The sequence below is a fragment of the Nesterenkonia sp. YGD6 genome (assembly GCF_022565895.1).
In the GTDB taxonomy this organism is placed as follows: domain Bacteria; phylum Actinomycetota; class Actinomycetes; order Actinomycetales; family Micrococcaceae; genus Nesterenkonia.
In genome coordinates, this window is the sequence record NZ_JAJOYY010000003.1 from 314293 (window position 1) to 333099 (window position 18807).

Annotated in this window: 17 protein-coding genes and 1 tRNA gene; 10 read left to right on the plus strand and 8 right to left on the minus strand. The window is 68.2% G+C overall.

Annotation, left to right across the window (positions count from 1 at the left end):
- Positions 1-19 precede the first annotated feature (19 nt).
- Positions 20-721 carry a histidine phosphatase family protein gene (locus LTI14_RS06755; protein ID WP_241476107.1) on the minus strand — a complete coding sequence of 234 codons (702 nt, stop codon included), beginning with the start codon at positions 719-721 and terminating at the stop codon, positions 20-22.
- A gap of 170 nt (positions 722-891) precedes the next feature.
- Here LTI14_RS06755 and LTI14_RS06760 point away from each other — a divergent pair, with 170 nt between their 5' ends.
- Positions 892-1869: a hypothetical protein gene (locus LTI14_RS06760; RefSeq protein WP_241476108.1), complete on the plus strand. Its 978-nt coding sequence runs from the start codon at positions 892-894 to the stop codon at positions 1867-1869.
- Here LTI14_RS06760 and purN read toward each other — a convergent pair.
- Positions 1856-2434, minus strand: coding sequence for a phosphoribosylglycinamide formyltransferase (gene purN, locus LTI14_RS06765; RefSeq protein WP_241470623.1), 579 nt, complete (start codon positions 2432-2434; stop codon positions 1856-1858). The two genes, LTI14_RS06760 and purN, sit on opposite strands and share 14 nt — an antisense overlap.
- A 74-nt stretch (positions 2435-2508) precedes the next feature.
- On the opposite strand from purN, the gene LTI14_RS06770 reads away from it, so the two are divergent.
- The gene (locus LTI14_RS06770) at positions 2509-2934 is read left to right on the plus strand and encodes a hypothetical protein (protein ID WP_241465486.1); all 426 of its coding nucleotides are present in this window, start codon (positions 2509-2511) and stop codon (positions 2932-2934) included.
- Positions 2935-3004: 70 nt separating this feature from the next.
- Here LTI14_RS06770 and LTI14_RS06775 read toward each other — a convergent pair whose 3' ends face one another.
- Together LTI14_RS06775 and LTI14_RS06780 are read right to left on the minus strand one after the other, a co-directional pair.
- Positions 3005-4363: a cell division protein PerM gene (locus LTI14_RS06775; protein WP_241470624.1), complete on the minus strand. Its 1359-nt coding sequence runs from the start codon at positions 4361-4363 to the stop codon at positions 3005-3007.
- 49 nt (positions 4364-4412) lie between these two features.
- Positions 4413-5165: a TSUP family transporter gene (locus LTI14_RS06780; protein WP_241465488.1), complete on the minus strand. Its 753-nt coding sequence runs from the start codon at positions 5163-5165 to the stop codon at positions 4413-4415.
- A gap of 102 nt (positions 5166-5267) precedes the next feature.
- On the opposite strand from LTI14_RS06780, the gene LTI14_RS06785 reads away from it, so the two are divergent.
- Complete coding sequence (locus LTI14_RS06785) at positions 5268-6539, plus strand: glycosyltransferase family 4 protein (RefSeq protein ID WP_241470625.1); 1272 nt, start codon at positions 5268-5270, stop codon at positions 6537-6539.
- A 54-nt stretch (positions 6540-6593) separates the two neighbouring features.
- Here LTI14_RS06785 and LTI14_RS06790 read toward each other — a convergent pair whose 3' ends face one another.
- The gene (locus LTI14_RS06790; RefSeq protein ID WP_241465490.1) at positions 6594-7733 is read right to left on the minus strand and encodes an App1 family protein; all 1140 of its coding nucleotides are present in this window, start codon (positions 7731-7733) and stop codon (positions 6594-6596) included.
- Between the two features lie 73 nt (positions 7734-7806).
- Here LTI14_RS06790 and LTI14_RS06795 point away from each other — a divergent pair, with 73 nt between their 5' ends.
- From LTI14_RS06795 to LTI14_RS06805, 3 genes are all read left to right on the plus strand, one after another.
- Complete coding sequence (locus LTI14_RS06795; RefSeq protein ID WP_241476109.1) at positions 7807-8781, plus strand: inositol monophosphatase family protein; 975 nt, start codon at positions 7807-7809, stop codon at positions 8779-8781.
- Between the two features lie 59 nt (positions 8782-8840).
- A complete protein-coding gene (locus LTI14_RS06800) occupies positions 8841-9977 on the plus strand; it encodes a VIT1/CCC1 transporter family protein (protein WP_241465492.1) in 1137 nt (378 codons plus the stop codon).
- 128 nt (positions 9978-10105) lie between these two features.
- Positions 10106-10558 (plus strand): pyridoxamine 5'-phosphate oxidase family protein, encoded by a 453-nt coding sequence (locus LTI14_RS06805; protein ID WP_241465493.1) that lies wholly within the window; start codon positions 10106-10108, stop codon positions 10556-10558.
- 137 nt (positions 10559-10695) lie between these two features.
- On the opposite strand, the gene sucD is transcribed toward LTI14_RS06805, so the two are convergent.
- The 3 genes from sucD to LTI14_RS06820 form a co-directional block, all read right to left on the minus strand.
- Positions 10696-11610, minus strand: coding sequence for a succinate--CoA ligase subunit alpha (gene sucD / locus LTI14_RS06810; RefSeq protein WP_241470627.1), 915 nt, complete (start codon positions 11608-11610; stop codon positions 10696-10698).
- 15 nt (positions 11611-11625) lie between these two features.
- The gene (sucC, locus tag LTI14_RS06815; RefSeq protein WP_241470679.1) at positions 11626-12804 is read right to left on the minus strand and encodes an ADP-forming succinate--CoA ligase subunit beta; all 1179 of its coding nucleotides are present in this window, start codon (positions 12802-12804) and stop codon (positions 11626-11628) included.
- 73 nt (positions 12805-12877) lie between these two features.
- The gene (locus LTI14_RS06820) at positions 12878-15571 is read right to left on the minus strand and encodes an ATP-dependent helicase (RefSeq protein WP_241476110.1); all 2694 of its coding nucleotides are present in this window, start codon (positions 15569-15571) and stop codon (positions 12878-12880) included.
- A 100-nt stretch (positions 15572-15671) separates the two neighbouring features.
- On the opposite strand from LTI14_RS06820, the gene LTI14_RS06825 reads away from it, so the two are divergent.
- From LTI14_RS06825 to LTI14_RS06840, 4 genes are all read left to right on the plus strand, one after another.
- A complete protein-coding gene (locus LTI14_RS06825) occupies positions 15672-16400 on the plus strand; it encodes a hypothetical protein (RefSeq protein WP_241476111.1) in 729 nt (242 codons plus the stop codon).
- A 91-nt stretch (positions 16401-16491) separates the two neighbouring features.
- A tRNA-Arg gene (locus LTI14_RS06830) sits at positions 16492-16567 on the plus strand.
- A gap of 376 nt (positions 16568-16943) precedes the next feature.
- Positions 16944-17111 (plus strand): hypothetical protein, encoded by a 168-nt coding sequence (locus LTI14_RS06835; protein WP_241465497.1) that lies wholly within the window; start codon positions 16944-16946, stop codon positions 17109-17111.
- Positions 17112-17538: 427 nt separating this feature from the next.
- The gene (locus LTI14_RS06840) at positions 17539-18645 is read left to right on the plus strand and encodes an alkene reductase (RefSeq protein ID WP_241476112.1); all 1107 of its coding nucleotides are present in this window, start codon (positions 17539-17541) and stop codon (positions 18643-18645) included.
- Positions 18646-18807 lie beyond the last annotated feature (162 nt).

An 18807-nucleotide genomic window follows, 5' to 3' on the forward strand; every position in this document is an offset into this window, starting at 1 on the left:
GGCGCGAGCCCGGCGCCGGTCAGGCGCCGGGGAGGTTCGTGGCGTCCTTGAGCAGCTCGCGGTTGGGCTCGGCGTAGCTGACGGACTCCACACCGCCAGGGCCGATGTGCAGCGAGGTCACCGAGGTCAGCGAGCACTCGCGGTCGCGCGGGTCGTGGAAGAGCGGGCGGCCCTCGGCCCAGAGCCGGGTCACCCAGATCGGCAGCTGATGGGAGACGACGACCACCTCGGCCCCGTCGCCATGGGCGGCGACGGCCTGGTCGGAGAGGTCCTTCACCGCGGCGAGCACCCGGTTGACCTGGGACGTGTACGGCTCACCCCAAGAGGGTCGCAGCGGGTTGATCAGCAGCGGCCACCAGCGTGGGTTCTTCAGCTGCTGTTTCACCTCGGAGAGTCCTTCGAAGGCGTTCTCGGCCTCGAGCACCCTCTCCTCCACGGTGACGGGAAGTCCCAGACGTGCGGAGATCGGGGTCACCGTCTCCTGCGCCCGCTGCAGCGGCGACGCGGCGAGCATGTGAACCGGCCGGCCGGCCGCGGCCCGCTGTTGGAAGTAGTCGGCGATCCCCTCCGCCATCTGCTGGCCCAGCTCAGAAAGACCGAAACCGGGCAGCCGTCCGTAGAGGACCCTGCCTGGATTGTGGACCTCGCCGTGGCGCACCAGGTGCACGGTGGAGCCGGCCTGTGGCGCGCTGAGTGGATCCGTGATGTCCCGAGGTTTCATGGGGCACAGTCTTGCAGAGATCTGCGCGGCCGCCGCACTTGCGGGAGCACCCAGGGTGGGGTGCGAACCTGGCCGCCGATACAGTAGTGCTGAGATCGGACCGTGGCAGCGCCGCGGGTCTTATAGGTGCCCAGCGTGCTGACCAGGACCGGGCGCAGAGGAGGGACAGCATGAGCAGCACACCGGAAGAGAATCGCCCCCCGGAGCAGCCCCGCTGGGGTCAGCGCCGACCAGAGGGCTCTGTCCCGCATCAGGAGCCCGGACAGGGCTCGGATCCTGGCCGGGGACAGTCCCCGGGGTACGGGCGGTCTGCCGGGTATGGCGAGTCGGCCGGCTACGGCCAGCCCCCCAGCTCCGGCCAGGCAAGCTACGGCCAGTCGAATTATGGTCAGCCCGGTGGTGGTCAGTTCGGCTACGGAACGACGCAGGGGCAGCTCCAGCCCGGCTATGGCCAGCACCCCGGCGGCGGGCACGGGCCGGGGGCTGTCCCCACCCGGAAGCCGAAGCGTCCGCTGACGCTGATCCTGGCCATGGTGCTGATGCTCCTGGCCGGCGCCGCGACCCTCACGCTGAGCATATTGAGCTTCCTGGACTTCACCTCGATGGACCCGCAGGACATCGATCCGTTCTGGACCCAGGTGGCGGAGGAGTCCCAGGTCCAGCAGGGCCCGGGTGCCGAGGAGCTCAGCGTCCAGGACCTGATGCTCGGGCTCGGAGTCATGGTGCTGCTGGGCGGGATCATCTTGGCTGTGCTCTACACGGTCTTCGCCTTCGTCGGCACCATGACGGGCAATGTCGGGCGGATCCTGGCCACGATCTTCCTCGCCGGCAGCGTGTTCATGATTCTCTTCGGCCCCGAGAACCTGATCGTGACCGGACTGAGCCTCGCCGCCATCGTGGCGCTCTGGCTGCCCGCCAGCAATGCCTACGTGCGCGATCGCAAGGCCTGGAAGGAATTCTCGCGGCCCGGGAACCCCTATGGCGGTCCAGGTCAGCATGGCCCGCAGAACCCTCAGGGCTGGGCGCCCCAGCAGCCTGACCCGTACCAGCAGCAGAGCCCCTCCCAACAGCAGGGCCCCTACCAGCAGAACCCCCATCAGCAGGGCCCGCCGCAGGACAACCCGTATGGAGGATCTACCCCACGGTGATCGTCCCGGAGCTGATGCCGGCGAGCGTGTCCACCAGCAGCCGTCGCTCGTGCACCTTGATCCGCTCGTGCAGCGAGTCCTGGTCATCGTCCTCGCGGACCCGCACGGCCTCCTGGGCGAGGATCGGCCCGGTGTCCACCCCGGCGTCGACCTGATGCACGGTGCAGCCGGTGACCTTGACCCCGTGGGCCAGGGCGTCGCGCACCGCGTGTGCACCGGGGAAGCTCGGCAGCAGCGCCGGATGGGTGTTGATGATCGCAGCGCCTGCGTTCGCGAGGAACTCGGTGCCCAGTATCCGCATGAATCCGCTGGAGACCACCAGATCAGGAGTGTGGGCGCGGACGGCATCCGCCAGTTCCATGTTCCACGCGGAGCGGTCCCCGCCCTTGACCAGCGGCACCGCGAAGGTGGGGATCTGCGCCGTCGTCGCCCGGACGAGCCCGCCGCAGTCGGGGACCTCGGACCCTACGGCCGCGATCTCGAGGTCCAGCTCACCGCCCTGCACAGCGTCGATGACGGCTTGGAGATTCGTCCCCGAACCGGAGACCAGGACCACTATTCGCATGACCGCCAGCCTACTGCCGGTTCTTCGCCTCGGCAGTCCCGACCCGTGCAGGGACCCGGATAGGGTGGTGGACCATGAGCACCCCATCACCAGGCCGGAGCCGCGCCACTGACCTTGATGAGTCGACATTCCGCTTCTATGGCCGCTTCACCGGGTGGCTCGTGCTGGCCCTGCTGCTGAGCTATCTGGGTCTGCAGCTGCCGCTGCCCTGGCGGCTGCTGGCAGTGGTGGCGGGCCTGGTCGGCTTCGCCGGCGGGATCATCCTGCTGGTCCAATGCTTTCGCAGGCGGCTTCCGGTGATGATGCACGTCAGCGCGATCGCGGCTCTGCTGTGCTGCGGGATCTTCACCTTCACCGCCGGCTCGCAGGCCATCTTCTGGCAGGCCACGGTGGACTTCGATGACTGCAAGGCCAGCGCGCTGACCGAACGCTCGATGGACCGGTGTCTGCTCGAATACGAGGACGGCATGATGAGCTCGATCCCCGGTTTCGGGCGCTGAGAGTCAGAACAGACCCGCCGGGCTCGGGTGCGTCTCGGACGATCCTCGCTCGAGCCTCGGGCAGCTCTGCTCAGCCTGTGGTGCGGCGGCGGAGCCTCTGCCCCGCCACCGAGACGCTGTAGCCGAGGATGGCGCCGAGAGCGACCCAGACTCCGAGCATCCCAGCGCTGAGCAGCGCGTGCGGACCGATGTCGGTCATCCGTCCCACCCCCAGCGAGATGTGCGAGAGCCACAGCGGCCCCACCGCCAGCAGGGCGGTGACCAGTCCGGTGAGGACTCCGAGCGAGAGGGTGGACAGCACCGCCGCCAGTGGACGCCAGGAGATCCGCAGCGTGAACCAGTCGTCCAGATGGTTCTCCCCCTCACGCATGAGCCACCAGCCGGCGAGCACACCGGCGAGCACCGGCAGACCCAGCACGAAGAGCCCGTACGGGTGGGCCTCCACCGGCAGCGCGGCGAGCACCGGCACCGCCGGCACGGCGCCCAGCTCGGTGCCCAGCGGAGAGACCAGCGATCCTGAGCCCAGCGCGAAGCCGGACCCGGTGGAGTAGGCCAGTGCCCAGAGGATGAGGTTCGGAGCCAGACCCAGATGCAGAATGGTCAGCCCGAGGACACCTGCGATCCCCGGGTTCAGCTGCTCATAGACGTTCGCGATCTGCATCCACTGCACGCCCAGCTGCCCGGCCAGCAGCAGCGCCGCCAGTCCGCAGGCGGCGACGAAGCCGACCAGGCCGGCCCGGCCCACAGCCCAGGCGTAGGACCCGGCCCAGCGCAGCCGCTGAGACAGCTCGTCGATCCGAGCCTCCAGGTCCGTGCCGATCATCCGCGCCGCGCTGCGCGCCTCGGCGTAGCAGCCGGCGAGCGCCGCCAGACTCATCAGCACCGCGGCGCAGAGCGCCGCCAGCCAGGGCATCACCTGGAAGGTCGCGGCCTGGGCCACCCAGGCGATCCCGGCCGCGCCGGCCGCGTATCCGAGGATCAGCGGAAGCAGCCCCTGCCAGAGCTGATCTGAATAGGAGCCGCGGGCGATCCGCCCGCCGGCCCGCCAGCCCAGCCACAGCGGGATCAGCGTCAGGCCCAGCGGCACCAGGTGGAACCAGCCCCCGCCGGGGACTTCCAGGGCCCCGCCCAGGGCGCCGGGGTCGAGGGTGATCACCAGTTCCACGGGGGTGCCGTGCAGCACCAGCCACACCTGCGCCGCCAGGGATACCACGAAGTTCGGGTTGAACGCGGAGAAGCCCCCCGCGAGGCTCATCACGAGCACCGGCAGCCCCACCAGCAGGATCGTGATCAGCAGGATCTGCGCGGCCTCGACCAGCCCGATGAGCCACAGCGGAGGGGCGGGCAGGCTGAATCGACGCCGGGTGCGGGTCGGCGGCTTCGCTGCTGGAGTCGCGGCGGCGCTGGGTTCGGTGTCGGTGGTGGCCATCGGTCCTATCGTGCCAGCAGGGACCGGTCTTCGGCTGGAGCAACAGGCCTCAGCCGAACATCAGTCGCAGACCTGTGATCAGCGCCATGATCGAACCGATGAAGGCCAGGATCAGCACGAGTCGGCGCACCAGCGCCTCGTCGATGCGGCGCTGCAGCCACTCCCCGATCACGATCCCGAGCACGATCGCCACCACGGACCCGGCCCAGGCCCACCAGGGCAGACCGGGGAGCGCGCCGTCGTCGAAGGACCATTTGATCCCGAAGGAGCCCAGCGAGAGCAGGATCCAGATCGGCTGCAGCGTGGCGATCATCGACATGATCGGCCAGCGCGAGAGGACCGCGTAGATCGTCATCGCGGGGCCGCCGACCCCGGCGATGACGGTGCCTGCTCCCGATCCGATGCCCGCGATCACCCGTGTGGTGGCGCCGTCGGCCTGGAAGGTGATCCGACTCAGCAGCATCGAGGTGATCAGACCGATGATCACCAGGGCCGCGACCACCACGTAGAGCGGCCCGGCCGAGGAGTTCACCGAGATCCACGCGGCGGCCGGCATCACTGCGAGCGCCGGCAGGCCCAGCCAGAGCACCTTGCGCCATTCGATGTCGCTCCAGATCCGTGGGAGCACCAGCATCGGCGCGAAGATGCTCAGGAAGTTCACCAGCATCACACCCTCGTGGGCGCCGATGAGCACGACGAGAAAGGGGGCCATGACCATGCCGAAGCCGAGTCCCACCAGACGTTGGATGACTGCGGCGAGCAGGACCAGGCCGACGACGGCGAGAGGGATCAGTGCTTCCACCTGGTCACCTTATCCGCTGGTGGGGAAAACGTTTGAGCAGCGTTCACAGTGCGGTCACGGCCACGACGGCCCGCGCTTCTCCGGCCTGCCTAGCCTGAGGGCGTGAGAGTTGTCGTGGTGACCGAATCATTCCTGCCCCACATGAACGGCGTGACGAACTCCGTGCTTCATGTACTCGCCCACCTACGTCGCCGCGGCGATGACGTCACCGTCATCGCCCCCGCCGACACCATGTTCGACGCCGGCCCGCGGACAGAGTCCGGCGGCCCGGGCGGAGAGCTCTGTGAAGGCTTCCCGGTCATCCGGGTTCCCTCGCTGCCGCTGCCGGACTATCCGAAGGTCCGGGTCGCAGCGGGCTTCGTGACCCGGATCCGCCACCTGCTCGAGCAGATCCGTCCCGACGTGGTCCATGTGGCGTCTCCCTTCGTGCTCGGCTGGCGCGCGATCCAGGCGGCGGCCGCGCTGGGAGTGCCCACCGTGTCGATCTACCAGACCGAGGTGCCCACCTATGCGGCGCGCTACGGACTCCCCTGGGCCACGGAGCTGCTCTGGCAGCACGTGGACCGGATGCACACCTCATCCACGCTGACTCTGGTCCCGTCCTCCTTCTGCCGTGAGCAGCTCACCCGGCGCGGCATCAAACGGCTGAAGACCTGGCGCCGGGGCGTGGACACCGCACGGTTCTCCCCGGAGCGGCGCAGCGCGGAGCTCCGGGCCCGGATCAGCAGCCCGGCGGCCGGTCCAGACGGCTCAGCAGCCGGTCCGGGCGCTGTCGGGACAGACACCGGCGAGAAGCTGATCGGATTCGTCGGGCGGCTGGCCTCGGAGAAACAGATCGAGGACCTGGCGGTGCTCGACGCGCTTCCGGGCACCCGGCTGGTGATCATCGGCTCGGGGCCGCAGGAAGATGCGCTGCGCCGGCGGCTGCCCCGCGCGCACTTCGCCGGCTTCCAGTCAGGCGATGATCTGGGCGCCCATGTGGCGAGCCTGGATGTCTTCGTCCACCCCGGAGAGGCCGAGACCTTCTGCCAGACCATCCAGGAGGCGATGGCCGCTGCGGTGCCGGTGGTCGCGGTGGGCCGGGGCGGACCGCTGGACCTGGTCGACGTCGGACGCACCGGCTGGCTCTACCGCCCCGGTGACCTGAACGGGCTGCGCTCCGCGGTGGAGCACCTGGTCAACGATGACGCGGCCCGCCGGGATTTCGGACTGCGCGCGCACGAGAGCGTGCAGGGCCGCACCTGGGAGGCGGTGTCCAATGAGCTGATCGGGCACTATGCCCGCGCCGTGGAGGTCAACCGACGGGTCCGCACGATGCACGCCCGGCCGCGGCGCTCCGAGTCCTGGGCGGCCGAAGCGACCTCGACCAGCTGAGCCTCAGAACAGGGCTGCGCTCAGCGCCGGTTCAACCTCAGCGCCGGTTGAACCTCAGAGAAGGCCGTGCTGGGAGAGCTTCGCGGCGATGTCCTTGCCGTCGGGGCCGTAGATCCACGGGATCCGCCGATCCCCGGCGAGCTGGACGGCGTCGTTGGGCTCGGTCGGGTCGCCGTAGTTGAGCAGATCGTTGCCCACCGGGTCCTCGGCGCGGCCACCTGCCAGCATCGCCTCGGAGTACGTCAGCTCGCGGATGATCACCGCGGTGACATGTTCAGGATGGCGGCGGACGAAGTCGGCGTAGATGCTGGGGTCGTGCTGACCGTCATCGCCGATCAGCACCCAGGACATCTCGGGGAAGTCCTGCGCCAGGCGTTCCAGCTGCTCCGCCTTGTGCTGCTGGCCGGAGCGGAACCAGCGGTCCGCCGTCGGGCCCCAGTCGGTGAGCAGCAGCGGCCCCTGCGGGTAGAGGTTCCGGGTGAGGAACCGGGTCAGCGTCTGCGCCACGTTCCAGGCACCGGTGGAGATGTAGATGACCGGGGAGCCGGGGAAGCTGACCATCAGCCGCTCCATCATCACCGCCATGCCGGGGGTGGGTGTGCGGGCGTGCTCGTCCAGCACGAAGGAGTTCCAGGCCGCCAGCAGCGGCCTCGGGAGCGTGGTGACCACCACGGTGTCGTCGATGTCGCAGACCACACCGGTGAGCGTCGCATCATCGATGATGTGCACCTCGGCGGTGGTGGCCTCGCTTCCGGGGGCACGCAGGGTGACCTGCTGCCAGCCCGGCTCCAGGTCGACCTTGATCACCGCATCCACGATCCCGCCGCGGTCAGCGACCACCTCGAACTCCCGGCCGGCGATCTCCACCGTGATCTCCGCAAAGGGCACGGGGGCGGAGACGAAGTTGCGCCAGCCGCGGACCCCGTCGGCGATGACCTTGGCCACGCGGCGGCCGTTCTCGAAATCGGAGTCCGGGGCCATCACCACCCGGGAGAACACGCGGACCCAGCGCCGACAGCCGTAGCCGGTCATCGAGAGCATCGTGACATTGAGCCCGCGCCGGCGCGCGAGTCCGAGCCGGAACTGGTGCCAGCCGTCCTCGGTCTTCATCACCCGGTTCCGGGTGCGATCGCGGTAGTGCGATAGCACGGCGGCGTTGTCCTGAATAACCTCAGTGGGCTCTGGGTTCGTCATCGGCTCGATCATACCGGCTTGTGCGCTGGGCCACTGCCGCAACTCCCAGGTGGCAGGTGGGTAGGGTGAACCTGTGCTGAACACCACCGCTCCCCGCCCCGACCCGCGCCAGCTGCGCACGATCGCCCTGGAGGCCGCAGAGGCGGCCGGGGCCCCGCTGGTGCAGGCCTTCCGCGCACTCCCCGACGACCCTGAGCCTGGCACCGCGGGCCCCGGAAGTGCGGGTTCCGGAGGTGCTGGTTCCGGAAGTGTGGCGATGGGAGTGAGCACCAAGACCAGCACCCATGACCTGGTCACCATCCATGACACGGCCACCGAGGACGCCCTCGCCGCCGCACTGACCGCGGCCGTCCCGGACTCCTGGATCACCGGGGAGGAGTCAGGCGCCCGCGGCAGCGGCTCACTGGAATGGATCATCGATCCCATCGACGGGACCAGCAACTTCGCGCACGGCTTCGCGATGTTCTCGATCTCCATCGCCGCGGTCTTCGCCGGCGAGGTCATCGCCGGTGTGGTCCACGACCCGATCAATCGGCTGAGCTTCTCCGCCGACGATGACGGCGCCTACCTCTCCTGCCACCAGCGGGCCGAGACCCGGTTGGGAGCCTCCCGCAGCGCCCCGCGCACCGGTGCGCAGCTGAACCTGATGACCAGCTACCCCTCCGCGGAGGTGCTGGCCCAGGAGGGGCCGCTCGCGCTGGAGGCCTTCGCGGAGATGGTCACCAGCTTCTCCACGGTCCGCCGGGTGGTCTCCGGAGCGTTGGAGCTCTGCCATGCCGCGGCAGGATGGAATGACGTGGTGCTCGGGGTGGACACCAAGCCCTGGGACATCGCGGCAGGGATGCTCATCCTGCGTCGCGCCGGCGGCACCTACCTCGCCCTCGGCGGGAGCCCCGAGCCCCTCGCTGGGGATGCGGAGCACCTCGACGGGACCGCTGACCACCTGGCCCCGGACTATCTGGGGCTGGGCCCCGGGGTGGACTCCCCCGCGGCCCACCGACTCTTCAGTGAGGCCAGCGCCCGGCGTCGTCGGTTTAGCCATTCCTGAACTTCGTCACAGGCCGTTCAGGAGTCCCGGACGCGCGAAGATCGGGAAGACTGAGTCCAATGAGACCAAGCGAGCCCGCAGATTCCGCCGCCGCGTCGCGCGCACCGCGCACGCAGAACGCCGGCCCGACGACTCGGCAGATCCGTCGCTGGCGGAAATACCTCGCCGATGAGCAGGCCGAGGGGCGGCTGTACACCGCTCTCGCGGAGCGCAAGCGCGGTGAAGAGCGTCAGGTCCTGCTCGGCCTGGCCGCGGCGGAGAAGCGCCATGAACAGCATTGGCGGGATCTCCTCGGACCCGACGCGGAGCGGCTTCCCGCCCCCTCGGCCCACCGGGTCCTGCTGGGCTGGATGGCGCGGATCTTCGGGTCGGTGTTCATCCTCGCGCTGGCTCAGCGCGCCGAGGGCGGCTCCCCCTATGACGGCGATGACGACGCGACTGCGCGGATGGCCGCCGATGAGGCGATCCATGAAGAGGTCATCCGGGCACTGGCCACGCGCGGTCGGGAGAAGCTCTCCGGTGGTTTCCGCGCCGCGGTCTTCGGCGCCAATGACGGGCTGGTCTCGAACCTCGCGCTGATCGTGGGCATGGGTGGCACCGGTGTGGGGTCCGGGGTGATCCTGCTGACCGGGCTCGCCGGGCTGCTCGCCGGGGCGCTGTCGATGGCCGCCGGCGAGTTCGTCTCGGTGCGCAGCCAGCGCGAGCTGCTCGACGCGACCCGCCCCACCCAGGTCACCCTGCGCGCCGCCCCCGACCTGGACTTCGACCATAACGAGCTGATCCTGGTCTACCGGGCCCGCGGCATGAGCGAGGCCGACGCGGAGCATCGTGCGCTGGAGCGGCTCGACGTCTTCACCTGCGACTGCAAGCCCGAGCTCTCCCACGATCCGGAGCAGTCGATCGATTCCCACGCCATCGTGGGCTCGGCCTGGACCGCGGCGGGCTCCAGCTTCGTGTTCTTCGCCGTCGGCGCCCTGATCCCGGTGCTGCCCTACCTGCTGGGCAGCGAGGGGACCACGGCGATCCTGATCGCCAGCTCGCTGGTCGGGGTCGCGCTGCTCGCCACCGGCGCAGCCGTGGGGCTGCTCTCCGGGGCTTCCCCGCTCAAGCGCGGGCTGCGCCAGCTGTGCATCGGCCTCGGCGCCGCCGCTGTCACCTACCTGCTGGGCTCGCTGCTCGGCGGAACGCTGGTCTGATCGGCGGCCTCATCAGCGGCCCGCTCGGGCGCCGCCTCCCGCCGCAGCCGGCTCTTCTACGCGATGTAGACACGGTCTAGACTCAGGGGTGCACAGCGAAGTGCATCACCGACTGAGAGGCGGCGGCAATGTTTGAACACGCTGAGGGCGAACCGATCCTGGTGCTGAGCGAGGACCAGTGCTGGTCCCTGTTGGAAGGCGTCCAGCATGGGCGTCTGGTCACCGTGGTCGGCGGACGGGCCGACATCTTCCCGATCAACTGCGCGGTGCAGGACCGCACCATCGTGCTGCGCACCGCTCCCGGCTCGAAACTTGCGGAGATGGCCATCAACGAGAGCGTGGTCTTTGAGACCGACGGGATCCTCTCGGATCAGGCCTGGTCGGTGGTGCTGCGGGGCACGGCGGCCCGCCTGGAGACCTCCGCAGAGCGGGAGGCCGCCGAGGAGCTGAATCTGAAGCCGTGGGTGCCGACTCTCAAGGACTTCTTCGTGCGGATCCGCCCGGAAGAGATCAGCGGGCGCCACTTCCGCTTCGGCGAGCATCCGGAGCGGGAGCTGGGCGAAGGCTCCGAGGGCGGCTGAGCCCTCCGTCGTCGCTGGGATGCTCGCTGCGCTCCGGGTGATCCCGCTGCGCAGCGCCCCGCGGACCCCTGGCACAGACCAGAACGGGGCCGTCCCTGATGATCAGGAACGGCCCCGCGCTGCGGTGTCTGTGAGCGTCAGCCCTTGAAGACCTCGCGAAGCAGCGAAGCGGTCTCGGACGGCGTCTTGCCGACCTTCACGCCTGCAGCCTCGAGGGCCTCCTTCTTGCCTTCAGCCGTGCCCGAGCCGCCGGAGACGATGGCGCCGGCGTGGCCCATGGTCTTGCCCTCGGGTGCGGTGAAGCCAGCCACGTAGCCCACGACGGGCTTCGTGACGTGCGCCTTGATGTAGTCGGCTGCGCGCTCTTCAGCATCGCCGCCGATCTCGCCGATCATCACGATGGCCTTGGTGTCCGGATCGTTCTCGAAGGCCTCCAGCGCATCGATGTGGGTGGTCCCGATGACCGGGTCGCCGCCGATGCCGATGGAGGTGGAGAAGCCGATGTCGCGGAGCTCGTACATCATCTGGTAGGTCAGCGTCCCGGACTTCGAGACCAGGCCGATGGGCCCGGCTTCGGTGATGTTGGACGGGGTGATGCCTGCCAGCGCCTGACCCGGGGTGATGATCCCGGGGCAGTTCGGGCCGATGATCCGGGTGACGGGCTTGCCGTCGGCACCGGTCTTGGTCAGCGAGAGGTTGAAGAACTCCGCGGAGTCCTGCACCGGGATGCCCTCGGTGATGACCACGAGCAGGCCGATGCCGGCTTCGATGGCCTCGACGGCGGCATCCTTGGCGAACTTCGGCGGCACGAAGGCCACCGAGACGTCAGCGCCGGTCTTCTCCATGGCCTCGGCCACGGTGGCGAACACGGGCAGCTCGACATCGTTGCCGGTCTTGTCCTTGTGGGACACGGCGGTGCCGGCCTTGCGAGCATTGACGCCGCCGACGATGTTGGTGCCTGCTTTGAGCATCAGGGCGGTGTGCTTGGTGCCCTCGCCGCCGGTGATGCCCTGGACGATGACCTTCGAGTCCTTGTTCAGGTAGATAGACATTGTGTGAGCAGGTCCTTACTTGTCAGTCCGCGCGGAGTGCGCAAGTTCGGCAGCCTTGTCGGCGCCGGCGTCCATGGTGTCAGCGGTGGTGACCAGCGGGTGGTTCGCCGCTTCCAGAATGCGGCGCCCCTCCTCCACGTTGTTGCCGTCGAGGCGGACCACGAGCGGCTTGGTGGCGGAGTCCCCGAGGATCTCCAGTGCCTTGACGATGCCATTGGCCACGGCGTCGCAGGAGGTGATGCCGCCGAAGACGTTGACGAACACGGACTCGACCTGCTCATCGCCGAGGATGACGTCGAGGCCGTTGGCCATGACCTCTGCCGAGGCGCCGCCGCCGATGTCGAGGAAGTTCGCCGGCTTCACGCCGCCGTGGGCTTCGCCCGCGTAGGCGACGACGTCGAGGGTGGACATGACCAGACCGGCGCCGTTGCCGATGATGCCGACCTGACCGTCAAGCTTGACGTAGTTCAGGTCGTTGGCCTTGGCCTTGGCCTCCAGCGGGTCCTCGGTCTGCTCATCCACGAGCTCCGAGTGCGCCGGCTGACGGAACTCGGCGTTCTCGTCGATGGTCACCTTGCCGTCGAGGGCGATGATCTGCCCGTCGCCGGTCTTCACCAGCGGGTTCACCTCGACCAGGGTGGCGTCCTCCTTGGAGAAGACGGTCCACAGCTGGATGAAGGCGTGAGCCAGCTGCTCATGCTGCTCTTCCGGGAACCCTGCCTGCTCGGCGATCTCTTTGGCCTTGGCCGCATCGATGCCGGTGTTCGGATCCACGCTCACCCGTGCCAGTGCCTCGGGCCGCTCTACGGCGAGCTGCTCGATCTCCACGCCGCCCTCTTTGGAGCACATGACGAGGTAGTCGCGGTTGGCTCGGTCCAGCAGGATCGAGAAGTAGTACTCATCTGCAATGTCTGCACCCTGGGCGATCATCACGCGGTGCACTGTGTGCCCCTTGATGTCCATGCCCAGAATGGCTTCAGCATGCTGCTGCGCTTCATCGGCGCTCTTGGCAAGTTTGACGCCGCCGGCTTTGCCGCGGCCTCCGACCTTTACCTGAGCCTTGACGACGACGGTGCCACCGATCTTCTCGGCGGCCGCCTTCGCTTCTTCCGGGGTCTGCGCCACGATTCCGGCCAGCACGGGAACGCCGTGTGCCTCGAAGAGATCGCGCGCCTGGTACTCATACAGGTCCACGTGTGTGTCCTTCTGCGTCGAAGTCATCTCTACATGTGAAGGTCGACGGCGTCGCGCGCTTCACGCGCAGCGCTCAGCTGACCTTCTCCAGTGGAGCATATCGCAGGAGGAGTCGCTTCTCAGACCCGGAGAAGCTCACTTTGGCCACGGTCTTGGCCCCGGAACCTTCGACGGCGAGCACCTCGCCCAGCCCGAAGCGTTTGTGGCTGACTCGGTCACCGGGACTCAGGCTGGGGATCTCACGATCCGGATCCACCTGGCTCGGCGCCGCGCCGCGGGTGGCCCCGGGCAGCGAGGAGGAGGTCTTCGTGCTGTCGGCCGCGCCGTAGATGGTCGCGCCGGAACGTGGCGCGCCGGAGTTGTAGGAGTTCGATCCTGAGCCCCAGCCGCCGCTGAGGCTGCCGGCGCCGCCCTGGATGGAGCCGCCGAATCCAGATGATCCGAACCCTGCCGAGCCGAAGCGAGGGCCGCGGGAGGAGGTGGAGGACGCGGCGCTGACCTCGATGAGCTCCTCAGGGATCTCACCGAGGAACTGGCTCGGCGGGTTGAACTGGTGCTGGCCCCACAGGTGCCGGGACTCGGCCCGGGAGAGGTAGAGCCGCTGCCGGGCGCGGGTCAGCCCCACATAGGCCAGCCGGCGCTCCTCGGCGAGCTCCTCGGGATCCGACATCGAGCGCGAATGCGGGAAGATCCCGTGTTCCATGCCGGTGAGGAAGACCACCGGGAACTCCAGGCCCTTTGCGGTGTGCAGGGTCATCAGGGTGACCTGGCCCTGCTCCACGGCCAGGCGCTGGGACTCCTCGTCCCCGGCCGAGGGGAGCGCGTCGGCGTCCGCGACCAGAGAGACCTGTTCCAGGAAGTTCGCGAGCGCACCGGGGCCCTCCTGCAGGTCGGCGCCGACGAACCCTGCCTCGCCCGGCGCCGCAGAGTCGACCTCGGGCTCGAGGAGGTCCTCTCCCTGCGTCACTCCCCCCTGGCCGGCGTCGCGTGCGGAGTCTGCGGCGGCCGCCTCGGTCTCGTACTCCTTGACCACCGCCACCAGCTCACCGAGGTTGTCCGCCCGGGACTCGTCCTGGAGGTCCTTGGACTGGCGCAGCGCTTCAAGCATGCCGGATTGTTCCAGCACGGCTTCGAGCACCACCGAGGGCCGACCGTCCTGGTTGAGCTGGATCAGGTCATCGATCATCCTCACGAAGGAGGCGATGGCCTTGAGCGAGCGGGTCGCGATCCCGGGGGCCTCCTCGGCTCGGCGCAGCGCCTCCAGGAAGGTGGTGCGGTCACGCGTGGCCAGCGTGGCCACCGCCCCTTCGGCCCGTTCCCCGATCCCGCGCTTGGGCTCGTTGAGGATCCGGCGCAGATTGACGTCGTCGTCAGGGTTGTTGACCACCCGCAGGTAGGCCAGCGCGTCCTTGATCTCTTTGCGGTCATAGAACCGCGTGCCGCCGATGACCCGGTACGGAATGCCGCGGTTGATCAGCCGCTCCTCCAGCGAGCGGGACTGCGCGTTGGTCCGGTAGAACACGGCGACGTCGGATGGCCTGATGCCTTCGGCGTCACCGAGTGAGTCGATGGTGCGCGCGATCCACTCGGCCTCGTCGTTCTCCGAGGGGGCCACGTGCAGCACCACCGGGGAGCCCTCGCCGAGCGCGGTCCAGAGCTTCTTCTCGGTCCGGTTCGGGTTCTGCGAGATCACCGCGTTGGCGGCGTTGAGGATGGTCTGCGTGGAGCGGTAGTTCTGCTCCAGCTTGATCGTGGTGGCGTCGGGGTAGTCGCGCGCGAATTCCACGATGTTGCGGATGTCGGCACCGCGGAACGCATAGATGGACTGGTCCGAGTCGCCGACCACGGTCAGCTCCGCCCCGGGGGTGGGGACCTGCGCCATGGCGTCCCCGCTGGTCTCGGTGGGGCCGGTCAGCTGGCGGACCAGCCGGTACTGGGCGTGGTTGGTGTCCTGATACTCATCGACCAGCACGTGCCGGAATCGCCGCCGGTAGCTGTCCAGGATCCGCGGGAAGGCGTCGAACATGTAGACCGTCTCGGCGAGCAGGTCATCGAAGTCATAGGCGTTCGCCGCGCGCAGCCGTTCGCTGTACTCCCGGTAGACCGTGGCGACCGCTTCGGAGAACGGCTCGTGGGCCGCGGTGGACTGGAACGCCTCGGCGTCGATGAGTTCGTTCTTCAGCGCCGAGATCTTGTTCTTCAGCGCACGCGGGGCGAACCGCTTCGGATCCAGGTCATGGGACTTCGCGATGGTGGTGATCAGCCGCAGCGAGTCCGCGCTGTCGTAGATGGTGAAGGTGGTTCGGCGACCCAGGTGGGCGGCCTCCGCGCGCAGGATCCGCACGCAGGAGGAGTGGAAGGTGGAGATCCACATGCGTTCGGCGGGTGGACCGATCATCTCCGCGATGCGGTCCTTCATCTCCCGGGCAGCCTTGTTGGTGAAGGTGATCGCCAGGATCTCATGCGGGCGAGCAGCGCCGCTGCGCAACAGGTGCACCACCCGGCGGGTCAGCACCCGGGTCTTGCCGGAGCCGGCGCCGGCGACGATCAGCAGCGGGGAGCCCGAGTGCAGCACGGCCGCCTGCTGCTCCGGGTTCAGCTCGGCGACGGCGTCGGCGGGGGCCTCAGCGGCTGGCGGCTGGTCCTGCTGCAGGACGGCGGCGCCGCCGTCGTCCTGGTGGGCAGGACTGCCTGCGGCGCTGGGGCTGGAAGGCCTGCGAAGACGTTCGGCGGGTGTGGCTTTCGGCGGGGTGAAGAGGAAATCCATGGTGGCCCCAGTCTAAGCGCCGGAGCTGACACCCACTCGGCGTGGAGGGCCGCTGAACCTCTGCCAGACTGGAGGCGAAGCAGATCTACTCAGGAGGGTCATGTCCAAGCGGCGCAAGAAGGTGCGGGGCAACCCCGCACGCGAGGCCACGGAGCCGGAATCCACAGGAGCCCCCGGGACCCCGGGCGGGCTCCGGGCGTTCCGCCAGGCGCGCCGTGAGGGGCGGGACATCTCCACGACGCCCAAGCGGCGCGACGACGTCCAAGACGGATACCTCAGCGCAGCCAGTCAGCGCGCCGGTGAGGGCACAGACTCCAATCCGCACCTGCTGCTCTACGCGCTCCTGGGGCTGACGGCCCTCCTCTTCGCGTACCTGCACCTCTATGCGCTGCCGCAGATGAACTATTTCGCCGGCGGCTTCTCGATGCCCGACAGCCGACTGCTGGGTTACTCGGTGGATGACATCGAGCGGCTGCGCAATGTCATGGACTCCGACGGCACCGGTCAGCTCAGCTTCCTGCACCGCACCGCCGGCATCCTCTTCCCGCTGTTCTTCCTGCTCTCGAGCTGGGCCGTGGTCGGGCTGGTCATGCGCCGCGGACTCCTACGCTGGCTCGTGCTCGCCGGCGCGGTGATCTTCGCCGCGGTGGACATCACCGAGAACTTCCTGATCGATCGGATCCTGACCATGGAATCCCTCGATGCCGGACTTGTGGCGGTCGCCTCATGGTTCACCGTGGTCAGCTGGGCGCTGCTGATCATCCTGGGGGCCGCGGTGGTCGGGTCAGTGGTGATGAGCCTGCTCCGGAAGGGCGTGGAACGCCCCTAGCCTGAGGCCACCCGCGGTTGGGCGGCGCCGCAGGTAGGATGGTTCGGTGCCGCGCTGGACTCGCGGCGCGCGGTGAACTTTCATCGCTCCACCCTCCGTAGCTCAGGGGATAGAGCACCGCTCTCCTAAAGCGGGTGTCGCAGGTTCGAATCCTGCCGGGGGGACCACTGAAAGCACTAGTCAGGGCGCTTGATGGCACGATACGGCGTCTACCGATTTCGAGCCAGTACGCAGTGAGCACGCAGCGGCTTCGATCCGATCCCCGAGGCCGGTCAGATCGTCCTCATAAAGGTCCGCGCAGGCGTCAAGTGTGAGAGCCGCTGATTCGTGGCCGAGGACGCGCTGCAACGCCTCGATCTCGGCTCCACCCTGGATGCGAGAGACGCACACGTACACAGCAGATCCTGAATCCGCATGACCAGCTCCCCTCATGCCGCGGAGACCGTTCGGAGATGTCGGACAGGTGCAGTGTCGCAGAACACATCTACAGTAGACCTAGCCGGTCTACTCAGGACCGGGGCCGACTAGAGGAGAGTGAGCAACATGCCCGAGACCAATTTCCAGGATGAGGTTCTGAACAAGCTTCGGTCGTTGGAACAGTCGATTCAAAGGATCGAAGCCGAATTGCTGCTTGTCAAGAATTACCAGCAAAATTTGGGAGAAGATCACACCGATTACGCAACTCGAGAGTCCACGACCGATACGCGATGAGTTTTGAGCTGGATTGAGGCACCTCAAAAGACGAAGACAAAAGAAGCGTTTTGATTTTCTTCTGATCTAAGGTATCGACACTCTCGCATTTTCTTATGCATATACTTTTTTGTAGTCTTCGTAAATACATCTACTGCTGTAAAGCTCATCGGAGAGGGCCGGTCCTGGTGACCGGCCCTCTCTCCCGTCCCGGAGCCGATCGTGCACAGGCCTGCTGAAGCGGGTGTCGCAGGTTCGGATCCTGCCGGAGGAACCAGAGGTCAGGAGATCAGATGGCGCGAAAGGCGCCTCGGTCCGCTGCGCCGCCAAGTGTGACCTTGCCCCGGATCAGGAATCGAAGCCGCCTCCGCACGGTTGCCCTGGGCAGAACACATCGGGCGTCGCTTCCAGGAAGCGCGCCTGCCGCCGTGCATGAAAGGACCTCCCCATGACTTCTTCCACCCAGGCCAGCCAGGTGCAGGACAAGCTCTTCTCGCCGCTCTCCCTCGGTGCCGTCGAACTGCGCAACCGACTCGTGATGGCCCCGCTGACCCGGATCCGAGCCGAGGAGGACGGGGTGCCGAACGAGATGATGGTCCAGTACTACACCCAGCGCGCCTCGCTCGGTCTGATCGTCACCGAGGGCACCTTCCCGGTGATGGAGGGGCGCACCTGGATCGGTCAGCCCGGGCTGGAGACCGCCGAGCAGGTCGCCGGCTGGCGGAGGGTCACCGAGTCGGTGCACGCCGCGGGTGGCAAGATCGTCGCCCAGATCATGCATGGTGGCCGCATCGGCCATGAGCTGATCTCCGGCACCGGCCGCGTCGTCGCACCCAGTGCGCTCGCCGCGCCCGGTGAGATCCGCACCCCGGAGGGCAAGGCGCCCCACCCGGTGCCGCACGCGCTGAGCGCCGAGGAGGTCGCGCAGACGATCATCGATTTCACCGAAGCCTCGCGCAACGCGATCGAAGCAGGCTTCGACGGTGTGCAGCTCCATGGCGCCAACGGCTACCTGCTCCATGAGTTCACCGCCCCGGGATCGAATGCCCGCACCGACGGCTACGGCGGCTCCCCCGAGAACCGCGCACGACTCTCGGTGGAGGTCGCGGCGTCGGTGTCCGAGGCGATCGGCGCGGACCGCACCGGAATCCGGCTCTCCCCGCAGCACAACATCCAGGGCGCCCTGGAAGAGGACCACGACGACGCGATGGCCACCTACCGCTCGATGGCGGAGGGCTTCGCCCCGCTGGGGCTGAGCCACATCGACGTGCTCAACGCGGACCCGGCGAGCGAGATCGTGCAGCTGATCCGCCTCGTCTCCGGTGCCCCGCTGATCGCCAATTCCGGCTTCGGGGTGCAGACCACGCGCGAGGAGGCCGTCCGGCTGGTCGAGCAGGACCTGGCCGAGGCAGTGGGCGTGGGCCGCTCAGTCATCGCCAACCCGGACCTGGCCCGGCGCTGGGAACTGGGACTCGAGGAGAACGAGCCCGATCCCTCGACGTTCTACGTGGGCGGCGAGCGCGGCTACACCGATTACCCAGCCCTGCAGAACTGAACGCTGCCGGACTGGGCGCTGCGGGACCCCTCGAAGTGCACGCGCCCTGACTCGTCGGCAGTCTCATCCTGGGAGCGCCGTTGCTCCATTCGATGAGCCCGAACCCGGTGCAGCCGAAGCCGAAGACGTGATCTCGCTGCCGCACCAGCAGGTTCCGGCCGG